Annotated in this window: 14 protein-coding genes; 6 read left to right on the forward strand and 8 right to left on the reverse strand. The window is 71.1% G+C overall.

From position 1 onward, the window contains the following. Positions 1-27 precede the first annotated feature (27 nt). Positions 28-333, reverse strand: a complete 306-nt coding sequence (locus tag T398_RS05905) for a type II toxin-antitoxin system PemK/MazF family toxin (protein ID WP_018222623.1) — start codon at positions 331-333, stop codon at positions 28-30. Next, positions 311-568, reverse strand: a complete 258-nt coding sequence (locus T398_RS05910) for a DUF6364 family protein (protein WP_018222622.1) — start codon at positions 566-568, stop codon at positions 311-313. Before T398_RS05910 ends, T398_RS05905 begins: the two co-directional genes overlap by 23 nt. A gap of 121 nt (positions 569-689) precedes the next feature. Between T398_RS05910 and T398_RS05915 the strand changes: the two genes are divergently transcribed. From T398_RS05915 to T398_RS05935, 5 genes are read left to right on the forward strand one after another with little or no spacing between them, the layout of a single operon-like run. Next, positions 690-2,837, forward strand: coding sequence for a molybdopterin oxidoreductase family protein (locus T398_RS05915; RefSeq protein ID WP_496445344.1), 2,148 nt, complete (start codon positions 690-692; stop codon positions 2,835-2,837). Beyond that, positions 2,834-4,270 (forward strand): FAD-dependent oxidoreductase, encoded by a 1,437-nt coding sequence (locus T398_RS05920; protein ID WP_496445346.1) that lies wholly within the window; start codon positions 2,834-2,836, stop codon positions 4,268-4,270. Before T398_RS05915 ends, T398_RS05920 begins: the two co-directional genes overlap by 4 nt. Then, positions 4,267-6,780, forward strand: a complete 2,514-nt coding sequence (nirB, locus tag T398_RS05925) for a nitrite reductase large subunit NirB (RefSeq protein ID WP_496445348.1) — start codon at positions 4,267-4,269, stop codon at positions 6,778-6,780. The genes T398_RS05920 and nirB overlap by 4 nt, the downstream gene beginning before the upstream one ends. Continuing rightward, entirely contained in the window at positions 6,777-7,121 is a 345-nt protein-coding gene (nirD, locus tag T398_RS05930; RefSeq protein WP_496445350.1) for a nitrite reductase small subunit NirD, read from the forward strand. The genes nirB and nirD overlap by 4 nt, the downstream gene beginning before the upstream one ends. Continuing rightward, the gene (locus tag T398_RS05935; RefSeq protein WP_496445352.1) at positions 7,122-8,210 is read left to right on the forward strand and encodes a uroporphyrinogen-III synthase; all 1,089 of its coding nucleotides are present in this window, start codon (positions 7,122-7,124) and stop codon (positions 8,208-8,210) included. A 116-nt stretch (positions 8,211-8,326) separates the two neighbouring features. Here the strand turns inward: T398_RS05935 and T398_RS05940 are convergent, their stop codons facing one another. The 4 genes from T398_RS05940 to T398_RS05955 all read right to left on the reverse strand — a co-directional run bounded on the left by T398_RS05940 (position 8,327) and on the right by T398_RS05955 (position 12,939). Beyond that, positions 8,327-8,944: a GTP-binding protein gene (locus T398_RS05940; RefSeq protein WP_496445354.1), complete on the reverse strand. Its 618-nt coding sequence runs from the start codon at positions 8,942-8,944 to the stop codon at positions 8,327-8,329. Then, the gene (locus T398_RS05945; RefSeq protein ID WP_496445356.1) at positions 8,925-9,290 is read right to left on the reverse strand and encodes a DUF742 domain-containing protein; all 366 of its coding nucleotides are present in this window, start codon (positions 9,288-9,290) and stop codon (positions 8,925-8,927) included. The genes T398_RS05940 and T398_RS05945 overlap by 20 nt, the downstream gene beginning before the upstream one ends. A gap of 86 nt (positions 9,291-9,376) precedes the next feature. Next, positions 9,377-9,784, reverse strand: coding sequence for a roadblock/LC7 domain-containing protein (locus tag T398_RS05950; RefSeq protein WP_026184686.1), 408 nt, complete (start codon positions 9,782-9,784; stop codon positions 9,377-9,379). Beyond that, positions 9,784-12,939, reverse strand: coding sequence for a sensor histidine kinase (locus tag T398_RS05955; RefSeq protein ID WP_496445358.1), 3,156 nt, complete (start codon positions 12,937-12,939; stop codon positions 9,784-9,786). The genes T398_RS05950 and T398_RS05955 overlap by 1 nt, the downstream gene beginning before the upstream one ends. A gap of 432 nt (positions 12,940-13,371) precedes the next feature. On the opposite strand from T398_RS05955, the gene T398_RS05960 reads away from it, so the two are divergent. Continuing rightward, positions 13,372-14,550, forward strand: a complete 1,179-nt coding sequence (locus tag T398_RS05960; RefSeq protein WP_496445360.1) for an ABC transporter substrate-binding protein — start codon at positions 13,372-13,374, stop codon at positions 14,548-14,550. 60 nt (positions 14,551-14,610) lie between these two features. On the opposite strand, the gene T398_RS05965 is transcribed toward T398_RS05960, so the two are convergent. Beyond that, complete coding sequence (locus tag T398_RS05965; protein WP_496445362.1) at positions 14,611-15,459, reverse strand: ABC transporter permease; 849 nt, start codon at positions 15,457-15,459, stop codon at positions 14,611-14,613. Positions 15,460-15,546: 87 nt separating this feature from the next. Continuing rightward, the gene (locus tag T398_RS05970) at positions 15,547-16,566 is read right to left on the reverse strand and encodes an ABC transporter substrate-binding protein (protein ID WP_496445364.1); all 1,020 of its coding nucleotides are present in this window, start codon (positions 16,564-16,566) and stop codon (positions 15,547-15,549) included. Between the last annotated feature and the right edge of the window lie 242 nt (positions 16,567-16,808).

Raw genomic sequence — 16,808 nt, forward strand, 5'->3', positions numbered from 1 at the left:
TCGGTCAGCAGGCGATCGGCGGGTGACTCAGAGCTGTTGCAGGATGCGCAGCGCCCGGCCGACCCGACGCATGACCTCGTGGTCGGCCACGTCCACGCACTCGGAGAACCACTGCTTCATCGGCGAGGAGAGCCGGTCCGGCATCACCACCCGCTCGCCCATCGACACCGCGAGGGGGGAGTCCCGCAGCAGCGCCGTCTCCACCACCTCCGCCACGATCACGATCGGTACCGCGGTGGAGTTGTAGACGTCGGAGCTGACGACCAGCCCCAGCCGCTCCCGGGCCCCCGAGATCCGCCAGACCTCGCCCCTATGCAGCACGCGGACGGCCACCGCGGAGCAGGTCGTTGACCAGCCCCACCTCGTGGGCGTCAGCGAGCGCGGGGGTTTCCCAGTCGAGACCGGCACGGCTGACCGCGTCGGCGTGGGCGGAGAAGACCGCCCGCAGCGTCTTCTCCCGGGCGGCCTGGTCCATCCAGGCGGACAGGGAGAGCCCCTCGCGGCGGGCGAACCACCGGGCCTGCTCGATCGTCTCGTCGGCGAGCGACAGGGTCACCTTGGCAGTCATGCCGGCAGCCTACCCAGGGGTACGACCATCAGTCAGCCCGCCGAGGTGGTGCGCCCGACTTGACCGGACCGAAACACGTGGGAACCGGGCCGGAAACCCCCTACCGGCACGCTTCACCGGCATGACAGACGGTACGCGCCCCGCTACCGCATCCGGACAGCCCCACCTCGAGGCGGCGACACACTGCCCGTACTGCGCGCTCCAGTGCGGGATGACCCTGCGCGAGACGGCCGGCGAGGTGGCCGTACTCCCCCGCTGGTTCCCCACCAACCAGGGCGGGCTCTGCCAGAAGGGCTGGACCGCCGCTGAGCTGCTGGACCACCCGGATCGCCTCACCACCGCGCTACTTCGCGACCCGGCCAGCGGCGAGCTGCGCCCGGCGAGCTGGGACGCGGCCCTGGACCGGATCGTCACCGGCATCCGCACCGTCCAGGCCAACCATGGGCCGGACGCGGTCGCCGTCTTCGGCGGCGGTGGCCTCACCAACGAGAAGGCGTACGCGCTGGGCAAGTTCGCCCGGATGGTGCTCCGAACGCGACACATCGACTACAACGGGCGGTTCTGCATGTCGTCGGCGGCTGCCGCCGGGATGCGCGCCTTCGGTGTCGACCGGGGTCTCCCCTTCCCCCTGGCCGACCTGGGCACCGCCGACACCCTGCTGCTGGTCGGCGCGAACCCGGCCGAGACGATGCCCCCACTGGTGCGCTGGCTGACCGCGCAACGCCGTCGCGGCGGCCGGCTGATCGTGGTGGATCCGCGCGCCACCGCCACCGCCCGCCAGGCCGACCTGCACCTACAGCCACTACCCGGCACCGACCTGGCGGTGGCCAACGCGCTGCTACACATCGCGCTCACCGAGGGGTTCGTGGACCACAGCTACGTCGCCGGCCGCACCACCGGCTTCGACGAGGTCCGCCGGACGGTGGTGGAGTGGTGGCCCGCTCGCGCCGAGGCGCTGTCCGGGGTGTCGGTCGCAGATCTGGAGACGACCGCACGGGCGCTGGGCAGCGCCCGCCGGGCGATCATCCTCACCGCCCGCGGCGCCGAGCAACACGCCAAGGGAGTCGACACCGTCACCGGGTACGTGAACCTGGCGCTCGCCCTCGGCCTGCCCGGCCGCCCCGGCTCCGGTTACGGCTGCCTGACCGGGCAGGGCAACGGCCAGGGCGGCCGGGAACACGGCCAGAAGGCCGACCAGCTTCCCGGCTACCGCCGCATCGACGACCCCGCCGACCGGGAGCACGTCGCCGCGGTCTGGGGCGTACCAGCGGAGGAGCTACCGGGGCCCGGGATGCCCGCCTACCGGCTGCTGGACTCGCTCGGCACCCCGGACGGGCCGAAGGCCCTGCTGGTGTTCGGCTCCAACCCGGTGGTCTCCGCGCCCCGGGCGGCCCGGATCGAGCGCCGCCTGCACGACCTCGACCTGCTGGTGGTCGTCGACTTCCTGCGTTCCGAGACGGCCGCCCTCGCCGACGTGGTGCTGCCGACCGCGCAGTGGGCCGAGGAGGACGGCACCATGACCAACCTGGAGGGACGGGTCCTGCGTCGGCGGGCGCTCCGCACACCACCGCCCGGCGTCCGTACCGACCTGGAGCTCCTCGCCGCCCTCGCCACGGCGCTGGAGCAGGGCCCCGGACGCCCTGCCGACCGCGACCGAATGCCTACGCTCTCGCCCGAGCCGCAGGTGGTGTTCGACGAGCTCCGAGCGGCCTCGGCCGGCGGGCTCGCCGACTACGCCGGGATCAGCTGGGAGCGAATCGACGCGCAGGAGGGGGTGTTCTGGCCCTGCCCGGAGCTTGCCGGGCCGGACGCCCCCCGGCTCTTCGCCGACCGGTTCCCTACCCCCGACGGGCGCGCCCGATTCCACGCCGTACAGCACCGACCCGCCGCGGAGCAGGTGTGCGCCACCTACCCGCTGCACTTCACCACCGGACGGGTACTTGCCCAGTACCAGTCGGGAACGCAGACCCGCCGGATACCCGCGCTGCGCCGGGCCGCGCCGGCGGCCTTCGTCGAGCTGCACCCGGACGTGGCCGACCGGCTGGGCGTGACCGATGGCGAGCCGGTCCGGGTGCGCTCCCGCCGGGGCGAGCTGGTAGCGCCAGCCCGGCTCAGCCCGGCGATTCGGCCGGACACCGTCTTCGCCCCGTTCCACTGGGGTGGCACCGCCCGCGCCAACACGGTCACCAACGACGCCGTCGACCCGATCTCCGGGATGCCGGAATTCAAGATCTGTGCGGTCCGAGTGGAGAAGGTGGCGGCGACGTGACCGACCGAATCGTGATCATCGGCAACGGAATGGCCGGTACCCGCCTCGCCAGCGAGCTCTCCGCACGCGGCGGGGACCGGAAGGTGACCACATTCGGGACAGAACCGCACAGCGCGTACAATCGGATCATGCTCTCCACCCTGCTGGCTGGAGCGATCGGGGAGCCGGACGTGCAGCTGGCCGAGGCCGCCGGACACGGAGCCGACCTGCACACCGGGGTCTGCGTTACCGCGATCGACCGCGAGGACCGTGCGGTCCGCACCGACCGGGGCGACCGGGTCCACTACGACCACCTGGTGCTCGCCACCGGTAGCCGCGCCGTTGTCCCCCCACTGACCGGGCTGACCGGCGGGGAACTGCCAGAGCGGGTGGTGTCGTTTCGCACCCTGGAGGACTGCCGCCGCATCCTCGCGGTTGCGGACCGGGCCCGCCGCGTGCTGGTACTCGGCGGCGGGCTACTCGGACTGGAGGCAGCCCACGGGCTCGCCGGCCGCGGGCTCGAGGTGACGGTGGTGCACCCGGTGCCGTACCTGATGGAGCGGCAACTCGACCCGGCCGCGGCGGCCGTGCTCGCCGATACGCTCGCCGACCTCGGGGTAACCACCCAGCTGGCCGTACCGGCCACCGCAGTGCTCGCTGACTCCCGCGGCGTCCGCCTCGAGCTGGCCGACGGTCGGTCGTTCGACGCCGACCTGCTGGTGCTCGCCTGCGGCGTGCGCCCGGACACCGCGCTCGCCACCACCGCCGACCTGGCGGTACGGCAAGGGGTCCTCGTCGACGACCAGCTGCGCACCAGCGACCAGCGCATCTCGGCCATCGGCGACTGCGCCCAGCACGGCGACACCCTGACCGGCCTGGTGGCCCCGGCCTGGGCGCAGGCACGGGTGCTGGCCCAGGTACTCAGCGGCGCGGACCCGTCGGCCCGGTACCGGCCGAGACCGGCGGTGACCCGACTCAAGACCGCCGGCATCGACCTGGCCGCGATGGGCGACCCCGGCGACGGCCCCGGTGAGGAGCTGACCTTCGCCGACCCGGCCGGCGGCACGTACGCCCGGCTACGAATCAACCACGAACGGCTGACCGCCGCGATCCTGGTGGGCGACAACCCCTCCGTCGGCACGGTCATCCAGCTCTTCGACCGGGGGCAGCCGGTGCCCAGCGACCGGCGGTCGCTGCTGCTCGGCCGGGCACCCGGCCCGGGACCGGCGGAACCGGCCACGACACCGGCGCTGATGCCGGCCGCGGCGACGGTCTGCCACTGCAACAACGTCAACAAAGGAACGCTGGTGGAGAGTTGGCGCCGCGGGGCGCGGACGGTTGACGAGGTGGTGGCGGCCACCCGCGCCGGTACGGGCTGCGGCTCCTGCCGGGACGCGGTCGCCGGCATCACCGATTGGCTCTCCACCGTGGAATCTGTGGAGGTGGAACGATGAGGAAAGGCCGGCTGGTCGTCGTCGGCAATGGCATGGTCGGGCAGCGGTTCGTGGACGCGCTGCGGGACCGCGACAGCCACGGTCGGTGGCGGGTGACCGTGCTCGGCGCGGAGCCCCAACCCGCGTACGACCGGGTGCGGCTCTCCGCCCTCTTCGACGGGGTGGACGCAGCTGAGCTGAACCTGCACACCCCGGATCCGCAGGTACGGCTGCGGCTCGGTACGTCGGTCACCGCGATCGACCGGGACCGACGCGTCGTGGCGACGGCCGCCGGTGAGTACCCGTACGACGCGCTGGTGTTGGCCACCGGCTCATACCCCTTCGTGCCGCCGATCGACGGCGCCGACCTGCCGGGCGTCTTCACCTACCGCACCCTGGACGACCTGGCCGCGATCCGCGCGCACGCCCGGGGCCGCCGGCGGGGCGCGGTGATCGGCGGTGGGCTGCTCGGCCTGGAGGCGGCGAACGCACTGCGGCTACTCGGCCTCGCCACCAGCGTCGTGGAATTCGCACCGCGGCTGATGCCGCTGCAGGTGGACACCGCCGGCGGGGCGCTGCTGCGCCGCTACGTCGAGGAGTTGGGCGTCGCCTGCCACCTCGGGGTCGCCACCAGCGCGCTGCACCCCGGCCCGGACGGCTCGGTGGCCCAGCTGGAACTGGCCGACGGCAGTCGGGTGGACGCCGACCTGGTCGTCGTGGCAGCCGGCATCCGTCCCCGGGACGAGCTGGCCCGCGCCGCCGACCTGCCCCTCGGCAGCCAGGGCGGGGTGCTGGTCGACCGCACCTGCCGCAGTGCCGACGAGCGGATCTGGGCGGTCGGCGAGTGCGCCGCCGTGGACGGCACCTGCCACGGTCTGGTCGCCCCCGGCTACGCGATGGCGGAGACGGTGGCCGACCGGCTGGTCGGTGGGGCGGCCACCGTCTCCGACCCGGACACCGCCACCAAGCTGAAGCTGCTCGGCGTGGATGTCGCCTCCTTCGGCGACGCCCACGGCACCACCCCGGGCTGCCTCGACGTGACCTTCACCGATCCGGCCACCCGGGTGTACGCGAAGCTGGTCCTCTCCGACGATGCGCAGACGCTGCTCGGCGGCGTACTGGTCGGCGACGCCGACGCGTACCCGACGTTGCGGGCCAGTGTCGGCCAGGCGTTGCCCGCCGCGCCGCTCGCCCTGCTCGCCCCGGCCGGTGCGGGCGCCGGGGCGGCGGCGCTCCCCGGTTCCGCCCAGGTTTGCTCCTGCAACGCGGTGACCCGCGCCGATCTGGACGCGGCGATCGCCGGCGGTGCGACCGACGTACCGGCGCTGAAGGCGTGCACCCGAGCCGGCACCAGCTGTGGCTCCTGTGTACCGATGCTCCAGCAGCTACTCAACGCCGCCGGAGTTGGGCAGTCCCGCGGGATCTGCGAACACTTCGAGGTGAGCCGCCAGGAGCTCTTCGACCTCATCCGGGTCCGGGGGATCCGCACCTTCTCCAGCCTGATCGCCGAGTATGGCCGCGGCGAGGGCTGTGACATCTGCAAGCCGGTGGTGGCGTCGATCCTGGCCTCCCTCGGCACCGGTCACCTCCTCGACGGCGAGCGGGCGTCGCTACAGGACACCAATGACCACTTCCTGGCCAACCTGCAGCGGGACGGCAGCTACTCGGTCGTGCCCCGAATCCCCGGGGGCGAGATCACCCCGGAGAAGCTGATCGTGCTCGGCGAGGTGGCCCGGGACTTCGCGCTCTACACGAAGATCACCGGCGGGCAGCGCATCGATCTGTTCGGTGCCCGGGTGGAGCAGTTGCCGCAGATCTGGCGCCGGCTGGTCAACGCGGGCTTCGAGTCCGGTCACGCGTACGGCAAGGCGCTACGGACGGTGAAGTCGTGCGTCGGGTCCACCTGGTGCCGGTACGGGGTGCAGGACTCGGTCGGGTTGGCCATCGCGCTGGAGCTGCGCTACCGCGGGCTCCGCGCCCCCCACAAGATAAAAGCCGCGGTCTCCGGCTGTGCCCGGGAGTGCGCCGAGGCGCGCGGCAAGGACTTCGGCATCATCGCCACCGACGCCGGTTGGAACCTTTACGTCGGCGGCAACGGCGGATTCCGGCCCCGGCACGCCGACCTCTTCGCCACCGACCTGACCACCGAGGCGCTGGTACGGCTGGTTGACCGGTTCCTGATGTACTACATCCGCACCGCGGACCGGCTACAACGTACCGCCGCCTGGATCGAGGCGATGGACGGCGGCCTGGAGCACCTCAACGCGGTCATCGTGGACGACTCGCTCGGGCTCTGCGCCGAGCTGGACACGGCGATGGCGCGGCACGTCGGGTCGTACTCCGACGAGTGGCGCGACGTCCTCGATGATCCGGCCCTGCTGGGCCGGTTCACCTCGTTCGTCAACGCTCCCGAGGTGCCCGACCCCTCCATCCGGTTCACCGAGGAACGTGGACAACGGGTACCGGCGGAGGCCGGGGAGACCGAGAACCGACAGCCGGTCGGGCTGGGAACGCCGGAGGTACGGCGATGACCGGGCAGCCGCGGGGGTGGACGGTGGTCTGTCCACTGGCCCGCCTGGACCCGGGTCGGGGGGTGGCAGCGCTCGTTGACGGTGTCCAGGTGGCGCTGTTCCGTACCGCCGCCGACCTCTTCGCCCTCGACAACCGGGACCCGGTCACCGACACGTACGTGCTCTCGCGCGGCATCGTGGGCAGCCGGGGCGACGTGCCGACAGTCGCCTCCCCACTGCACAAACAGGCATACGACCTGCGTACCGGAGACTGCCTGGACCTGCCGGGCGTCGCGGTCCGGTGGCACGAGGTGCGGTGCCGGGCCGGGCTGGTCGAGGTACGGCTGCGAGAGGAGGCGTAGATGCGCGACGAACTGGCCGGCTTCACCGTCGGGGTGACCGCCGACCGGCGTCGGGAGGAACTGGCCGCGCTCCTCCAGCGGCACGGGGCCCGGGTGGTCTTCGCGCCGGCCCTACGGATCGTGCCACTCGCCGACGACACCGAGTTGCGCGCGGCGACGCGGGCCTGCCTCGATCGACCACCGGATGTCCTGATGGCCGACACCGGGATCGGGATGCGGGGCTGGCTGGAGGCGGCGGAGGGCTGGGGGCTGGCCGAGCCGCTGCGCGCGGCGCTGCGCGGAGCGTACGTGGTGGCGCGCGGCCCGAAGGCCCGCGGCGCGATCCGGGCCGCCGGACTGCAGGACCAATGGTCGCCCGGCTCGGAGAGTTGTGCCGAGGTGGTGGAGCACCTGCGTGACCGGGGGGTCGCCGGCCAGGTGATCGCCGTGCAGCTGCACGGCGGAACGCAACCCGAGTGTACGAGGGCGCTGGTTGCCGCCGGCGCGACCGTGGTCGCGGTGCCGGTCTACCGCTGGGTCCCGCCGACCGACCCGACCCCACTGCATCGACTGATCGACCTGATCGCCGACCGGATGGTGGACGCGGTGACGTTCACCTCGGCACCGGCCGCCGAGGCGTTGTTGCACGCCGCCGGGGGCCGGACCGCCCGGGTGCTCGATGCGTTCCGGGGTCCGGTGCTGGCGAGCTGCGTGGGGCCGGTAACCGCGGAGCCGCTGCGGCGGCGGGGGGTGCCGGTCAGCGCTCCCGAGCGGGCCCGGCTGGGTGCTCTGGTCCGAACGATCGTGGCGGAGCTACCGCGGCGGGCGGTCACCCTGAAAGCCGCCGGTCACCTACTCACCCTGCGCGGGCACGCCACTGTGGTCGATGGTGAGCTGCGACCGCTGGCGCCGGCCCCGATGGCGGTGCTGCGGAGGCTGGCAGCGTCCCCGGGGCGGGTCCTGTCCCGAGCGGCGCTGCTCCAGATGCTGCCGCGCGGGGCGGACGAACACGCGGTGGAGATGGCGGTGGCGCGGCTGCGCGCCGCGTTGCGGGCCCCCGGGGTGGTACAGACGGTGGTGAAGCGCGGCTACCGCCTCCGGGTCGACTGACGCGGAGCTGCCGCAGCCCCGGCCCGCAGCTAGGTGGCGGGCCGGGCTCGCAGACCGGTGCCGGGGAGCCGGCCACCCGAGGCGGAGGGTGACGGTGCCGGTCCACCGGCGCCGGCTCACCCGACCGGAGTCGGGTAACCGCGACCGTGCTCCGCCTGCAGGCGACTCATGGCGTGCTCGACGACGGTCACCAGCACCTGCTTGACCGAGTCCCGGCTGCGCGCATCGGTCAGCACGAGCGGCACATCCGCCGGGATGGCGAGCGCCTCCCGCACCTCCGCCAACTCGTAGTTGGGGGCGCCGTCGAACCGGTTGAGCGCGACCACGTACGGCAGTTTACGGTTCTCGAAGTAGTCCAGCGGGGCGAAGGCATCGGTGATCCGCCGGGTGTCCACTAGGACGGCCGCGCCAACCGCACCACGGATGATCTCGTCCCACATGAACCAGAACCGAGTCTGTCCGGGCGTGCCGAACAGGTACAGAATCAGATCCTGCGCCATGGTGATCCGGCCAAAGTCCATGGCGACTGTCGTCGTCTCCTTGCCCGGCACCTTGGATGGATCGTCGATGCCGACACCGGCTGCGGTCATGACCGCCTCGGTGGTCAGCGGTGTGATCTCCGAGATCGCACCGACCAGCGTCGTCTTTCCCACGCCGAAGCCGCCCGCGACGACGATCTTCGCGGAGGTGATCTCCCGGCTCGCCCTGGCGGGGTCATAGTTCGCGAAGTCCACTTAGCACCCTTCCAAGCAGGTTCATCCGCTCCGCAAACCCCATCGTGGGAGCGGCGGTGTGTAGCGTCAGCAAGCCCTCGGCCACCATGTCGGCCACCAGCACCCGGGTAACACCGAGGGGCATCCGGGTGTACGCGGCGATCTCCGCCAACGACTGCGCCCGGCCCTCACAAATCGTCGCGATACGGTGCTTGTCGTGCCCCGCGAAACGTGACTCGGCAACCGCCGTAGCGCTCGCGGACAGCACCGCCTCCAGGGTGATGTCCTGCCGCGGCTCCGTCCGGCCCCGAGTGACCGCGTACGGACGCACCAGCGCCCCACGCGGTTCGGTCCGCCGGCCTTCCATCCGCTGTCACCTCCCCTCTCGCCCGACCTGCGCCCCCTCGGCGCCGGATCTGCTCTCCTCAGATGGCGCTGCCCGGAGCCCGGTGATCACGAAGAAACCGCGTCCCGAGGCAGCGGCACCAGCGCGGCACCAACCCGTTCCACCAGGAGTGCCATCTCGTAGCCCACCTGGCCGACGTCGCAACTGCGGGCAGCGAGCACCGCCATCGACGAGCCGTCACTGATGGACATCAGGAAGAGGTAGCCGCTGTCCATCTCGATGACTGTCTGCAGCACCCCGCCGGCGCTGAACATGCGGGACGCGCCGTCGGTCAGGCTCACCACGCCGGAAGTGATCGCCGCAAGCTGATCTGCCCGGTCCGCGGGCAGATCCCGGGACGAGGCGAGCAGCAGCCCGTCGGCAGACACCGCAACCACGTGGGCGATGCCCGACACGCTGTCAGCGAAGTTACTGAGCAGCCAACCCATGTCCTGCATGGTTGCTGGCCTGTTCATCAGCTCGTCTCCTTGCTCGAAGTGCTGTTGGGGTCCGAGCCGGCCGCACGGCCCCGCTGCACGCCGCGGTGATAGGCCGACAGCAGGCCGCGGACTTCGTCCGGCGTCCGGCGGGTCCGTTCCCGGGTCCGGGGCTCGATCCCGCCGGGTACGAGTTGCGCCTTTGGCACCCGCTTCGGCAGACCGGAACGGGTGGTACCACTGTTGGTCGGCTCGGCAGCCTGGGTGGCCCGGCTCCACCCCTCATCCGCGATGGTGCGCCACGCATTGCCACCGCCGGCCGGGGCCCCGGAGGCACTCGACGACGCCGCGCTGGCCGGCGGCACCGCGGCCGGCGGCACGGCAGGCGGCGGCACGGGCGGCCGTCCCGTGGAAGCGGGAGCGGCAGGAGCGGCAGGAGTGGCGGGAGCGGGAGCGGCAGCGGCAGGAGCGGCAGGAGCGGGAGCGGGAGCGGCGGGAGTGGGAGCAGGAGCGGCAGGAGCGGGAGCGGCAGGAGCGGCGGAATACGACGGCGCCGGGGTGGCGGCCGGCGGAGTCGTCGTCCTTCCGGACACCCGGGTGGGTAGCTGCGGCTCAGCTGGAGAACTCGCCGTCGCGGACGGAGCCGCTTTGTCGAAGTCCGGCCGGGTGAAGATGGTGGTCGCGTCGTTGCCGTGCGTCCGGAACCAGACCGCCTCCATCTCCCGGAAGATCGGCGCCTCCGCCGGCGCCTCCACCGGCGGCGCGGACAACGGTGCCGCATCGATCGGTGCGGTGGCGGCCAAGTCCGCGCCGAGCCCACCGGTCAACGTGCTGTCGGTGCCGAGTGGACTGGCTGGCGGCGGGTCGACTGGCGATGGTGGGGTGGCGGCCACGGTAGGGAAGGCCGCAGTCGCCACCGACGACTCACCCGAGGGATTCCGTTGGGGCAGTGGGTGCGACGCGGTGGGCGCTGCACCCAGACCGCCGGCGACGCTGCGGCTGGGCTCGGTCCCGCTCACCCCGACGGTCTGATCCGGCACCACGCTGACAACCGCCGGCGCCGGCCACGGGGCCGGCTCGGGCTGCCGCTGCTCCGGCAGGGTAGCGGCGCTCGCGGCGACCGCCACCGGGTTACCAAAGCTGACCGGGGCGGACGGGTCCTGCTCCACCGCGAGCGGCTGGCTGGGGCGGGTGAGCTGGGCTGGCCCCCGCCCAACGGGCAGCACAACCGCAGCCGTCGGCAGGGTCACCTGGGCGATGATGCCCCCCTCAACGTTGCGGCGCAGCTCGACCCGAATGCTGTGCCGCTCAGCGAGCCGGCTCACCACGGCCAGGCCCATCAGTCGGAACGCCGCGACATCGACGCTCTGCGGCTCCGCCAGCCGCCGGTTCAGCGAGTCGAGCTGCTCGTCGGAGAGGCCGAGACCACGGTCCTCGACCTGGATGAGCACGTAGTCGCGGATCCGCCGCCCGTCAGCGACCACGGTGGTGTTCGGCGGCGAGAAGCGGGTGGCGTTGTCGAGTAGTTCGGCGACGAGCCGGACCGCGTCGTTGACCACGTGGGCGGCCACCGACACATCCGTGTCAACGGTGCCGAACTCGATCCGGTTGTAGAGCTCGACCTCGGACTGCGCGGCCCGCAGCACGTCCACCAGGAGCGCGTCCTCCCGCCGAGGTACGGTCGAGTCGGCCCCCGCGAGGACCAGCAAGTTCTCGTCGTTGCGGCGCATTCGGGTGGCCAGGTGGTCCAGTTCGAAAAGTCGGGCCAGCCGCTTCGGGTCCTCCTCACCACGCTCGATCGCGTCCAGTTCCCCGATCATGCGGTCAACCAGCGTCTGACTCCGCCGGGCCAGGTTGAGGAACATCGCTGAGACGCTGGTCCGCAGGGCAGCCTGCTCCGCCGCCACCCGGACCGCCTCCCGGTGCACCACGTTGAAGGCGACGGCGACCTGGCCGACCTCGTCCTGGTTGTTGAGCCGGATCGGATCCCGAATCTCCTGGACGATCTCGTCGACCCCGCCCTCGTCAACCGCCTCCATGCTCTGCAGGCGACGTACCGCTTCCGGCAGGTCGTGGTTGGCCACGGCCAGGGCGCCCTCCCGCAGCCGATGCAGCGAGCGGTTCAGCGAACGGGCCAGCACCACGGCGAGGGTGACCGCGATGATCAGGGTCACCAGCACCAGTAGAAACTCGATGACGGCCTGCCGGAGGACGTCCGACCGGTTCTGCTCGGTATCGGCGAGCAGCTCCGCCTGGAGCCGGGCCTCGGTCCAGCGCATGAGGTCGTGGACGGCACCGACGGCGGCGCTGGCGTCCTCCGCGCTCACCAGGGGCTGCTGCCCGACCGAGCGGCCGATGTCCACGGCGATGGTGTCGGCCAGCGTGACCGCGTCGCCCGAGATGGTGTTCTCTACGAACGAGCGTTGCCCCGGCTCCGCCGCGAGGGCGAAGCCGAGTAGCGCCTCCTGCTGGCTGGTCAACGTCGCCAGGAAGGAGGAGTGCTGCTCCTCGTCGAAGCCGCCGGCGCTCAACGCGGTGTAGGCGACGGACTCTTCCTCGGCGACTGCTGCCTTGGCCCGGGCGAAGGCCGCGACCGCCCGCCGGGCCTCTGCCAGCCGCTCGTCGCCGGGGAGCTGGGCGAGGCCGTCACCGTAGGCCACCAGGTCGGTCAGGATGACGCCGTAGCGCAACGCCGACTCGGCGACCGCCATCTGCCTACGCTCCAGCACCTGCTGTCGAATTGCGTCCAGCGTCTCGAGGTGCCCGTCGATAGCCGCCACCCGGTCGCTGACAACGGCGGGCAACTCGTCGAAGAGTTCGCGCTCCTCCCGGTACGCCCGCACCCGCTCGTCGGTGCTGCGCACCCGAAGGTTGTAGGCGTCGGCGGCTGCTTCCGCCTCTCCCGTCGACGCGACATAGGCCGCAGCCGCCATTCGTTCGGTATGCAGGTCCTGAGTAAGGGCCGAGATGTCGATGGAGAGTTCGGTGAGCGCTTTGGCCCGCGTGGCGTCGTACGCACCCTCGCCGACTGTGATCAGACGAACAGTCGCCAGCGCGACGACCGCGGCGACCGGTACGACCAGGATCAGCGCCAGCTTCGAGCGGATTCGCGCATTGTGGAGCCGAGGTAGTCGGCGCCGCTTCGGCTGCTGAATGCCACTGCTTGCGGGCAGGGTCGTCGGTCCGGTGCTCACGACATCGCCTCCGTCATTTCATCCACGCCTGAACCGCCGACCATGTCTGGTCCAGCAGATAGAGAAGCCATGCGCGGCACGGCCGCGATTTCATCAGACGGGACGGGATTTGGAAAGTCGAACTGGAGGCCAAAAGGGCCAGCGGACGGCCAACCGATGCGACTGTCCACAAATGCCGGCCATCCCGCACCGCCCTGAACAGGCAATGTAGATGCAGGTTGCTGTACCGATACGGCTTGGAATCAGGCGCAAACTTTACGTTACCCCAGCATGTGAGATTTTCGTCCCGAAAAGCCTCTGCCCGGCCCGCTTGACCACGGGGCCCGAGATTGGCAAGGTTTTCCCGGCTGCGCGCACCCGTACGGGAACGTGATCGACTCCCAACGATAGCGGACGATCCGCCGGCTCCCGTGCCGTACCTGGAGGACAACGTTGAGCCCCATCCGCTCCGCAACCGCGGCACTCACCTCGGCCGTCCTGGCCGCCACGCTCACCGCCTGCCAACTCGGCACGGAGGAGCAAGACACCAGCCCGATCATCATCGCCGCCGACCTCGAACTGTCCGGGCCCGGCGCGCAACTGGGCAAGACCTACCAACGGGCGCTCGAGCTCAAGGCCGAACAGCTCAACTCATCCGGCGCGCTGAACGGGCGGCAGATCGAGCTCCGGATCAAGGACAACCGCTCCGAGGCGAGCGAGTCCCTCCGCAACGTCACCGATTTCAGCACCGACCCCCAGGTCAGCGCGATCGTCCTGGGCGGTTGCAACGAATGCGCAGTGGGCGCGGTGGAAACCGTCAACGAGCAGCAGTTGCCGACGGTGGCGCTGGCTGCCGCCGAGGCCATCGCCAGCCCGGCAACGGAGCGCCGGTACGTGTTCAAGCTGGCTCCGAGCGCACCGGACAGCGCCGAAGCCCTCGCTGTCGAGCTTCGCCGCAACAAGATCGGCGACGTGGGGGTACTGCGCAGCGACGACGCCTACGGCGAAGAGGGGCTCATCGTCCTCCAAGCCGCGCTGGACAAGGCCGCCATCGAGATCCGGGGTGTGCAGACCGTCCGCGCCACCGACACCGACGTCTCCAGCCAGATCACCGCGCTGACCGGAAGCGGGCCCAAAGCACTGGTGCTCTGGGCCCGCGCCGAGCAGGCTGATCTCGCCGCTGTCGCCGCCCGAAAGGCCGGCTTCGAGGGCGCGCTCTACTTCGATGCCTCGGCCGCGGGCGAGCTCTTCCTCGGCACAACGGCCACGGCCGCGGAGAACGCCACGATGGTCTTCACCCAGACCATGGTGATTGATGACGTGATCGCCACCACCCCGGCGAAAGCGGCCCGGCGACAGTGGTTCCAGGACTACACCGCCCGGTTCGGCGGATACCACGGCTCGGCCTCGTTTGCCGCCGACGCCCTCCAGCTCGTCACCGATGCCGCCGTGCGGTCCGGCACCAGCGGTGGCAAGCCCGACCGGGAGGGCATCCGGGACGTGCTGGAGACCACCCAGCTGGACGGACTCTCGGGTCCAATCCGACTGACTCCGGACAACCACTCCGGACTCATGCCGCAGGCGCTGACCACACTGGTCGTGCGCAACGGCCGCTGGCATCTGGCCGGGTGACACCTCGCGCCCGGCCCGGTGGCACCGGGCCGGGCGGCGGGCCCGGTCAGGCTGGCTGGGTCACCGAGCCGACGTGGTCGCGCGAACCCAGGGCAGGGCGAGGCGTTCCACGAGGTGGAGCAGGGAGTAGAGCCCGATGCTCATCGCGGCGATCAACACGATCGCCGCCCACGCCGTCGCGGTCTCCCCAATCCCGTTGTACTGCAGGATCTGGTAGCCCAGGCCCGGCTGGTCCGAGTAGAACTCCCCGATCACCGCCCCGATGGCGGCCAGCGGCATCGCCACCTTGAGGCCGACGAAGACCTGCGGTAGCGCGGCCGGGAAGCGTACCTTCCGGAACGACTGCCACCAGGAGGCGTGCAGCGACCGCGCCAACTCGGCGAGGTCCGCCGGGGTGGTCGTCAGACCAGTCGCGGTGGAGAGCACGATCGGAAAGAAGCAGAGCAGGAACACCATCGTCAGGACCGGCTTCGCTCCCCAGCCGAAAGACACCACGAGGAGCGGGCCAAGCGCGATCTTCGGCACCGCGTTGACGGCGACGAGCAACGGCGCGAACATCCGCTCGAGGTGTCGAGACGCGGCCAGCGCAATCCCGATCAGCACCCCGGCGGCCGCCGAGAGCAGGAACCCCACCACCGTCATCGAGGAAGTGATCCCGAGCGCGGGCAGGAGCACACCGCTCCGTTCTACCATCGAGGCCCCGACAGCCTGCGGTGACGGCAGGGCAGCCGGGTGCACAAGGCCGAACCCGGTGGTGACCAGCCACCAACAGGCCAGTGCGATCACCAGTCCGAGGAACGGAAGCCCGGCGGCCCCGACCGGGATCGCACGCCGTCCGCGAGCGGCCGGCGTGGGCGGGTTCACCACCCCTGCCGACGGTCCCTCGAGACGGGTCCGGGTCTCGGTCACCGCCTCCCTCCTTCCTGCCGGCTGCGGGCCGGCACACGGCGGGGGTGTGGACCGGGGCCCCGGTCCACACCCCCGAACGGTGGACGATCAGGCCTTCGGGGTGAGGCTGAAGTCGATGACCTGGTCGGGCTCGAGCTCCTGCTCGAGCTGTCCCGCACCCCGCAGGATGGCGATGCTCTTCGCTACCCGGGCACTGTCCAGCGTGCCCAGCGTCGCACCACTGTTGCTGGACCGGACGTAGTCGACCATCAACTCCAGCTCCGCCTGGGCGGACTTGACATTCGTCGAGTCCACGTTCTTCTTCAGCAGCTCGGCCGCCTCCTGCGGGTTCTCCAACGCGTACTCCAAGCCCTTCAACAGGGCCTCGCTGAACCGCTTGACCATCTCCGGCTTTTCCTTGGCGATCTGCGCGGAGGTGATCAGCACGTTGCCGTACAGGTCCTGCATGTACTGGCTGTACGGCAGCATGAACGCCTTTTTCTTGGCGATCGCCTCGATGGTCGGCTGGCCCACGACGAACTGCCCGATGCCGTCGACCGTGCCGGCGGCGAGGGTGCCCATCAGGTCCTGCGGCTGACCGTTGACCCAGGTCACCTTGCTCGCGTCCACGCCGGCCAACTCCGCGTACGTGGGGAAGAGGTTACGGACCACCGAGGTGGGGGAGTCCGCGATCTTCTTGCCCTCGAGGTCCTTCGGCGTGGCGATGTTCGTACCCTCGACGGTGGCGATACCGGCCATGGTGCGCTGCTGGATCGCGGCGACGACGACGAAGTCCTTGGCCTCGCCGTTGCCGAACTGGAGCAGGCTACCGGTGAGGTCGACCGGCCCGAAGTCGGCCTTGCCGCCGGAGACCGTCTGAATAGTACTGCCGGTGCCCTGCCCCGGCTTAATCTCGACATCAAAACCCGCGTCGCGGAAGAAGCCCTTCTCCTTCGCCACCCAGGCATAGGAGTCCCGGCCGAAGTTTCCGAAGGAAGTGAGATAGGTTACCTTCTCCATCGCGCCGTCACCCCCCTCGGTGGAGTCCGAGTCGCTGCTACACGCCCCAACCGTCGCCAGCGCAGCCGCCATCGCAGCCGCGGCGACCGTACGGGTCAGCCTTCTCATCAGTGCACCTTGTCCTTTCCGACCGGGGCCGAGCGCCGCCGGAAGGTAGTCGGGTGGCGGCGGCCCGAAGGGTGAAGCCGGCGCCGCCATCGTGAGGGGACTCTTCGGGGGCACAGCGTACGAGAAAAACACGGCCCCACCACCAGGCATATCGGGTTGCGGAACGGAAACAACTAATCCCACCCCAGCCAGCACCGCCGCCCCGCCCGACCGGTACCCTGTCGCCTGATCACTGACTGTCA

This window comes from Salinispora goodfellowii (assembly GCF_059570675.1).

Coding starts and splice junctions, on each gene's coding strand:
- T398_RS05910 (WP_018222622.1), bottom strand. CDS start 568: ATGACTGCCAAGGTGACCCTGTCGCTCGCCGACGAGACGATCGAGCAG.
- T398_RS05915 (WP_496445344.1), top strand. CDS start 690: ATGACAGACGGTACGCGCCCCGCTACCGCATCCGGACAGCCCCACCTC.
- nirB (WP_496445348.1), top strand. CDS start 4,267: ATGAGGAAAGGCCGGCTGGTCGTCGTCGGCAATGGCATGGTCGGGCAG.
- nirD (WP_496445350.1), top strand. CDS start 6,777: ATGACCGGGCAGCCGCGGGGGTGGACGGTGGTCTGTCCACTGGCCCGC.
- T398_RS05935 (WP_496445352.1), top strand. CDS start 7,122: ATGCGCGACGAACTGGCCGGCTTCACCGTCGGGGTGACCGCCGACCGG.
- T398_RS05945 (WP_496445356.1), bottom strand. CDS start 9,290: ATGGAAGGCCGGCGGACCGAACCGCGTGGGGCGCTGGTGCGTCCGTAC.
- T398_RS05950 (WP_026184686.1), bottom strand. CDS start 9,784: ATGAACAGGCCAGCAACCATGCAGGACATGGGTTGGCTGCTCAGTAAC.
- T398_RS05970 (WP_496445364.1), bottom strand. CDS start 16,566: ATGAGAAGGCTGACCCGTACGGTCGCCGCGGCTGCGATGGCGGCTGCG.